At 73.0% G+C, this 6,961-nt stretch carries 5 protein-coding genes and 1 pseudogene; 2 read left to right on the top strand and 4 right to left on the bottom strand.

Annotated features, from left to right (window positions below):
- Positions 1-51: 51 nt before the first annotated feature.
- From VR45_RS29225 to VR45_RS29210, 4 genes are all read right to left on the bottom strand, one after another.
- Positions 52-768, bottom strand: coding sequence for a nucleoside/nucleotide kinase family protein (locus VR45_RS29225; RefSeq protein WP_045942863.1), 717 nt, complete (start codon positions 766-768; stop codon positions 52-54).
- Between the two features lie 57 nt (positions 769-825).
- Positions 826-1,788, bottom strand: coding sequence for an LD-carboxypeptidase (locus tag VR45_RS29220; protein ID WP_045942862.1), 963 nt, complete (start codon positions 1,786-1,788; stop codon positions 826-828).
- 77 nt (positions 1,789-1,865) lie between these two features.
- Positions 1,866-2,900: a tryptophan--tRNA ligase gene (gene trpS / locus VR45_RS29215; protein WP_045942865.1), complete on the bottom strand. Its 1,035-nt coding sequence runs from the start codon at positions 2,898-2,900 to the stop codon at positions 1,866-1,868.
- A 318-nt stretch (positions 2,901-3,218) separates the two neighbouring features.
- On the bottom strand, positions 3,219-4,733 hold the full coding sequence (locus tag VR45_RS29210; protein WP_045942861.1) for an APC family permease: 1,515 nt from the start codon (positions 4,731-4,733) through the stop codon (positions 3,219-3,221).
- A 404-nt stretch (positions 4,734-5,137) separates the two neighbouring features.
- On the opposite strand from VR45_RS29210, the gene VR45_RS29205 reads away from it, so the two are divergent.
- Positions 5,138-6,259, top strand: a complete 1,122-nt coding sequence (locus VR45_RS29205) for an iron-siderophore ABC transporter substrate-binding protein (RefSeq protein WP_234326289.1) — start codon at positions 5,138-5,140, stop codon at positions 6,257-6,259.
- A 263-nt stretch (positions 6,260-6,522) separates the two neighbouring features.
- A pseudogene (locus VR45_RS46025) lies at positions 6,523-6,961 on the top strand (hypothetical protein); the annotation flags it as partial.

The following is a 6,961-nucleotide window of genomic DNA, read 5'->3' as shown; positions in this document are numbered from 1 at the left end:
CGCCCCGGGACCGTCCGCGCCGATGCGTGTCCGGTGCTCCCTGCCGAGCGACTACAGAACACTACGCCCGTTCGGAGGCAAAGGCAAACAGTCCGCCCGGACGATGCGGGTGCAGACGGCACGGCCGGCCTTCACGTACTCGCCGTTGGGGCGGTCGTTGCCGGTGACCCAGCGGCGGGCGGTGGCCTCGTCCCGGCCGCCGGTGCGGTGGCGGTCGAGGAGACGGGCCTCGCGGACGGCGTCGTCGGCCTCGACGTACCAGAGCTCGCGCAGCAGCCGGCGGGCCTCCGGCCAGGGGTGGTCGGCGGAGGCGAGGTAGTTGCCCTCGGTCACGACCAGGCGGGCCCGCGGGTGGACGACGTGGCGGGCGGCCACCGGTTCGTCGAGGTCCCGGTCGAAGTCGGGGACGTAGATGTCCTGGAACCGCTCGGTGGCGACCCGGCGCAGCAGGGCGACGTAGCCGTGCGTGTCGAAGGTGGCGGGTGCGCCCTTGCGGTGGCCGAGGCCGAGGCGGTCGAGCTGGGCGGCGGAGAGGTGGAAGCCGTCGAGGGGGAGGTAGGCGGCGCTGCCCGGGCCCTCCCGGCGCTCGACCTCGGCGACGAGGTGCCGGGCCAGGGTGGACTTGCCGGCGGCGGGCGGGCCGGCGAGGCCGAGGATGGTGCGGGCCTGGCTTCCGGGGCCTCGCAGCAGGCCGAGGGCGAGGGCCGTCAGGCTGTCGGCGCCGGGGGTGCCCCCCGTGCGGTCCCCGGTGGTGCGGTCCGCGTTCATGGGCGAACCCTACTCAGCGGGCGACGTCGGCGGGCCGCCCCCGGCGGGCGCCCCCGGCTACGCGGGGCGGTCGGCGAGGGCCGGCAGGTCCAGGGTGAGGGTCCCGGCGTCGGCGTCGAGCACCGCGGGGACGCCGAGCGGGACGGTGAGGGTGGACGGGCAGTGGCCGAAGCCGAGTTCCCAGACGACGGGGATGCCGAGCGGTCCGAGCCGGTCGAGCATGACGTCCCGGACCCGGTCGAGCGGGCCGCAGCCCTCCCAGGAGCCGAGGGCGACCCCGGTGACGCCGTCGAAGGCGCCGGAGCGCAGGAACTGGGTGAGGAGGCGGTCGAGCTGGTACGGGTGCTCGTTGACGTCCTCGAGGATCAGGATGCTGCCGGCGTAGGAGGGGCGGGCGGCGGGGGTGCCGCGCTCGGCGGCGAGGACGTGGGTGCAGCCGCCGGCGGTGATGCCGCGGGCCCGGCCGGGGACGAGGGTGGCGGCGGTGGGCGAGGTGATGACGGTGGTGGCGGCGGGGTCGAAGAGGGTGCGGCGCAGGTGTTCGGCGGTGCGGGCGTCGCCGATGAAGCCGGCGGTGGCGCTCATCGGTCCGTAGAGGGTGGCGAGGCCGAGGCGCTGGGCGAAGGCCTCGTGCAGGGAGGAGACGTCGCTGAAGCCGATGAGGATCTTGGGCTGGACGGCGCGCAGGGCGTCCCAGTCGAGGAGGTCGACCATGCGGTGGACGCCGTAGCCGCCGCGGGCGCAGATGACGGCGTCGACGGTGGGGTCGAGCCAGGCGGCCTGGAGGTCGGCGGCGCGGTCGGCGTCGGTGCCGGCGAGGTGGCCGAGGACGGGGTGGGTGTCGAGGACGTGCGGGGCGACGGTGACGCGCAGTCCCCAGGAGCGGAGGACGGCGGTGCCGGCGCTGAGCCGCTGCGGATCGATGGGGCCGCTGGTGGCGACCACGGCGATGTGGTCCCCGGGGCGGAGGTGCGGCGGGCGGGTCAGCCCTCGGCCGGGGGTGGTCGGGTGCTGGTCCATGGCCGGGTTCCTTCCGGGACGGGGTGCTCTCGGGGCCGGTGCGGGACCGGCCCCGAGAGGTTATGCCCCTGACGCGTTCACAGCGATCCCATGACGGCCCGCACTTCGGTGAGGGTGGCGTCGGCGACCGCGTTGGCGTGTTCGGAGCCGGTGCGCAGGACCTGGCGGATGTGGCCCCGGTCGGCGGCGAGTTCGGCGCGGCGGGCTCGGATCGGGCGGAGGTGTTCGTTCACGGCCTCGGTGACGGTGCGCTTGAGGGCGGCCGCGCCGCCGTCGCCGATCTCCTCGGCGAGCTCCTCGGGGGCGCGGTCCTGGCAGAGGCCGGCGAGCAGGAGGAGGTTGGAGACCTCGGGGCGGCCGACGGGGTCGTAGGTGATGCGGCGGTCCGCGTCGGTCTTCGCGCCCTTGAGGAGGCGGGCGGTGGTGTCCTCGTCGGCGGCGAGCGGGACGGAGTTGCCGCGGCTCTTGCTCATCTTGCCGCCGTCGGTGCCGAGGAGCAGCGGTGCGGCGGAGAGCAGGGCGCGGGGGCGGGGGAAGACGGGGGTGCCGTCGGGGTGCGGGTAGCGCTCGTTGAAGCGGCGGGCGACGGTGCGGGCGACTTCGAGGTGCGGCAGCTGGTCCTTGCCGACGGGGACGAGGTCGGCCTTGCAGAAGAGGATGTCGGCGGCCTGGTGGACGGGGTAGGTGAGCATCAGTCCGTTCACGGCGGCCTGGCTGGAGTGGGCGATCTCGTCCTTGACGGTGGGGTTGCGGTGGAGTTCGGCGACGCTGACCAGGCTGAGGAAGGGCAGCAGCAGCTGGTTGAGGGCGGGGACGGAGCTGTGGGTGAAGATCGTGGCGCGGTCGGCGTCGATTCCGGTGGCGAGGTAGTCGACGACGAGGTTCTCGGTGTGTTCGGCGAGGCGGTCGGCGAGGTCCCGGTCGGTGATGACCTGGTAGTCGGGGATGACGAGGAACATCTCGACGCCGAGGCGCTGGAGGTGGACGCGGTTGCGGAGGCTGCCGAAGTAGTGGCCGAGGTGGAGCGGGCCGGTGGGGCGGTCGCCGGTGAGGACGCGGTGGGCGGCCGGGTCGGCGCGGATGCCTTCGTCCAGGTCGGCGAGCCCGGCCAGGTCGGTCGGCTCAGTAGGGACGTCTGCAGCGGTCGGCGTGGTCGCGGTGGTCACGGGGTTTCTCCTCGGTACGGCGGTGGTCGCGGCCGTCCGGGGCTCGGGGCCCGTCCCGTCGGAGAAACGCAACAGGGCCGTCCATCCCGGACGGCCCTGGTCAGGCGTGGCTGGTGGCCGTCCTAGGACGGCCACCAGTTGAGACCTGCGAAGCGCTTCATGGGGTCGAGGGTAGCGGCGCCGGTGCCGGCCCGCCACCGGTTTTCCTTTTCCGCGCCGCGGCTTTCCGCGGTCCTCCGTTGCCCGTCAGTCCTCCGTTGCCCGTCAGTCCTCGACGACGAGGGCGGGGGTGTCCTGGCGGAGCGTCTCGCCGCGGAAGAACGCGGGCCGGTAGGCGCTGTACACGAGCATGAGGACCGCGCCGAGCAGCAGGATGCCGACGCCGATGACGAACACCGAGCCGATGCCGAGGACGGCGCCGCTGCCGTACTCGGGGTCCCAGGCGTCGGTGAGGGTCTGCAGGAAGACCCCGCTGAGCAGGAGCCCGCCGAGCAGGGGGGCGAGGCCCTTGAGAGCGAGGTCGCGCAGACTGTCCCGGAGCGAGTGGCGGAAGTACCAGACGCAGGCGAAGGCGGTCAGCGCGTAGTAGAAGCAGATCATCAGCCCGAGGGCCAGGATGGTGTCCTGGACGACGTTCTCGCTGATCACGCTCATGCCGACGTAGAACACGGCGGTGGCGGCACCGGCGGCGAGGGTGGCGAAGCCGGGGGTGCGGTGGCGCGGGTGGACGGTGCCGAAGCGGGGCGGCACGGCCCGGTAGGCGCTCATCGCGAGCAGGGTCCGGGCGACCGGGATGAAGGTGGTCTGCAGGCTGGCGGCGGCGCTGGCGACGACGGCCAGGAAGAGCAGGATGCTCCACGGCGAGCCGAGGACCGGCCGGGCCAGGGCGGAGAAGACGTTGTCGGCGGTGTCCGGGTTGCCGAGGCCGTTGCCGGTGCTGCCGACGCCGGCGAACATCTGGGCGGCGACGGCGACCAGCAGGTAGGAGCCGACAAGGGTGACCATCGAGATCATCGCGGCGCGGCCCGGGGTCTTGGCGCTGCCGCTGGTCTCCTCGTTCATGGTGAGGCAGGTGTCCCAGCCCCAGTACATGAAGATCGAGAGCGACAGGCCGGCGGTGAAGGCGCTGAACGAGCCCACCTCGAGCGGGTTGAGCCAGGAGGCGGAGAAGCCGATGGAGTCGGGCAGGTCGCCGGTGGCGGCCTTGCCGATGGCGATGCCGGCGAACAGCAGCAGGACGGCGAGCTGGAGCCCGACCAGGCTGTACTGGAACCACTTGGTGGCCGTCATGCCGCGGTAGCTCATCGCGGTGGCGGCGGCGATCAGTACGACGACGGTGGCCAGATGGACGGCCTTGTTGTCGTTGAGGTCGGCGACGGCTCCGCTGCCCGTCATCTCGCCGAGCATGAGGTAGAGGAAGTCGGTGGCCACCCCGGCGAGGTTGGACAGCACGATGATGGTGGCGACCGTCAGGCCCCAGCCGGCCATCCAGCCGACCCGGGGGCCGAAGGCCTTGACCGTCCAGGTGAAGGACGTGCCGCAGTCCGGGAAGTCCTTGTTCAGTTCCTTGTACGCGAACGCGACGAGCAGCATCGGCAGGAAGCCGGCCAGGAAGACCGCGGGCATCTGGACGCCGACGGCGGTGACCGTCGGTCCCAGGGTGGCGGTCAGGCAGTAGACCGGGGCGACCGTGGAGACGCCCAGGACCACGCTGCTCAGCAGGCCGACGGAGTTGCCCCGTAGGCCCTTGTCCCCCGCTGCCCCCGTCGCCCCCGCCACCCCCGTGCCGGGGGCTCCACCACTGGCGCCACTGACCGGGGCACCCTGCGGAGCGGCGGGCGCCGTTGCCCGGCCGCTGCTTCCGTGCTCTGAGAGCTGCTGATCAAACACCTGCGCACCCTAGGTGCGGGTACCGAAGGTTGAGTAGGCCAACCCTTGGTGATTTGAACCACTCCCTTCGATTTGCCCGTACGAAGCTGGGCGTTGGCCGATGATGCATGGGGCGTTAAGGCGTGTACCTTTATTTCAAAGGGTTGTTACCGAATTGATTTGCCCGCTGTGTCACACTTTGAGATGTTTTGGCATCGGCTGCGCGGGCCCGGACGGCACGGCGCGGGACCCTTTCGGGATGTCGGATAGGTTTGCCTTGCCTAACCAACATTCCGTCCTCGAAGGAGCGCCGCGTGTCCCCCACTCCCGGCCACCCCACCACCCCCCGCCCCGGCCGACGGGCCCTGCTCACCGCGGCGCTCACCGGCGGGGCCGTCCTCGGCCTCGGCGGACTGCTCACCGCCTGCGGCAGCTCGGGCGACTCCGGCGGACCGGCCGGATCGGGCGGTTCCGGCGGCGGCGCGGCGAAGCCCTCCGGCGGCTCCTCGCCCGACCAGAAGTCCGTCAAGCAGGGCGGCGACGACTACGCCACCGTGATCGAGAAGATGAAGGGCTTCGGCACCGACGCCGCACCCGGCGTCTACCCGCGGACGATCCGGCACGCGCTGGGCGAGACCGTCCTCCCGGCGAAGCCGACCCGGGTCGTCGTCCTCGACACCGGCGAGCTCGACAACGTCGTCTCGCTGGGCATCCAGCCGGTCGGCGTGGTCCACACCGACGGCTCCAAGACCATGCCGTCCTACCTCAAGGACAGGGCCGGCAGCCCCGCCGCCGTCGGCACCATCAACAGCCTCAACCTGGAGGCCATCGCCGCGCTCAAGCCCGACCTGATCCTCGGCAGCCAGCTGCGCGCCCAGGACCAGTACCAGCAGCTCTCCAAGATCGCGCCGACCGTCTTCTCTCTGCGCCCCGGCTACCCGTGGAAGCAGAACTTCCTGCTCAACGCGAGCCCGTTCGGCCTGGAGGCGGAGGCCAGGGCCCAGCTGGACGCCTACCAGGCGGCCGCGGCGGCGATCGGCGCCGCGCTCGGCGACAAGCGGCCCACCATCACGCCGCTGCGCTTCATGCCCGGCAAGACCCGGCTGTACGCGGAGCTGTCCTTCATCGGTACCGTCCTCACCGACGTCCGGCTGCCGCAGCCCGCGATCGAGCAGGTCAAGGAGCTCGCGGTGGAGATCGGCCCCGAGCAGATCGACAAGGCGGACGCCGACTGGATCTTCTACGGGGTCTACGGCACGCCCAGCTCCACCAACCAGGACGCGGTGCTCGGCGGGGCGCTCTGGAAGACCCTGGGCGCGGTCAAGTCCGGGCAGGCGAGGCCGGTCCCGGACGAGACCTGGTTCCTCGGGCTCGGCGTGGCCGCTGCCAACGTCGTCCTGTCCGACCTGAAGGGCTTCGTGGCACCCGGCGCCTGACCGGTGCCCTCCCCCCGGGGGGAAATCCGGGGGGAGGGTGGGACCGAACGGGGGCCGGACGGGGGCCGGACGAGTCGGGCAGCCTGGCGTGGGAACCGGGGAGCCCGATGGGACGTCAGGGTGTTGTGCAGGTGGGACCGGTGGTACGAGGGGGACTCGTGGGGCGTGACGGTGTTGTGGGGCGCAGGGGGCGGAAACGCGCTTGGAGCACGTCGCCCGGTGCGGGAGGATCAACGGGACCGTACCCCGAAGGGCCCGTGCCAATGACCACGCTCGACCGGACCGCCGCCGACCGGACGCCGTCCGCCCCACCCGTTCCCCCGGCGCCCGACGCCGCCGCCCCGGTGGACGGGGTGACCCGCTGCTCGATCACGGCGGTGGGCACCGACGGCCGGACGGGCGGCACGGCCGGCGTCCTGCTGGGCGGCTCCGTGCCGCGGCCGCGCGGTGGGGACGCCGACGGCGGGTCCGAGTCGTCCGGCTCGTCCGAGGCGTCCGACTCCTCCCTGGCTGCCGAGGAGGCCGAGGCGGGCGGGTCGGGCGAGGCGTCCGCCGGGCTCCGGCAGCCTCCGGCCGTCCAGGAGCGGACGGTCCCGGTACTGCGGGCGCCCCACGAGGAACTGCGCACCGCCGTCAGCCGGCGGCCCTCGCCGTCGCGCCGCCTCCGCCTGCTGCATCCGCAGACGGCGGCCGCCCCCGTCC

Source organism: Streptomyces sp. NRRL S-495, assembly GCF_000966955.1.
In the GTDB taxonomy this organism is placed as follows: domain Bacteria; phylum Actinomycetota; class Actinomycetes; order Streptomycetales; family Streptomycetaceae; genus Kitasatospora; species Kitasatospora purpeofusca.
This window is presented reverse-complemented; position numbering and strand designations above follow the sequence as displayed.

Coding starts and splice junctions, on each gene's coding strand:
- VR45_RS29225 (WP_045942863.1), bottom strand. CDS start 768: ATGAACGCGGACCGCACCACCGGGGACCGCACGGGGGGCACCCCCGGC.
- VR45_RS29220 (WP_045942862.1), bottom strand. CDS start 1,788: ATGGACCAGCACCCGACCACCCCCGGCCGAGGGCTGACCCGCCCGCCG.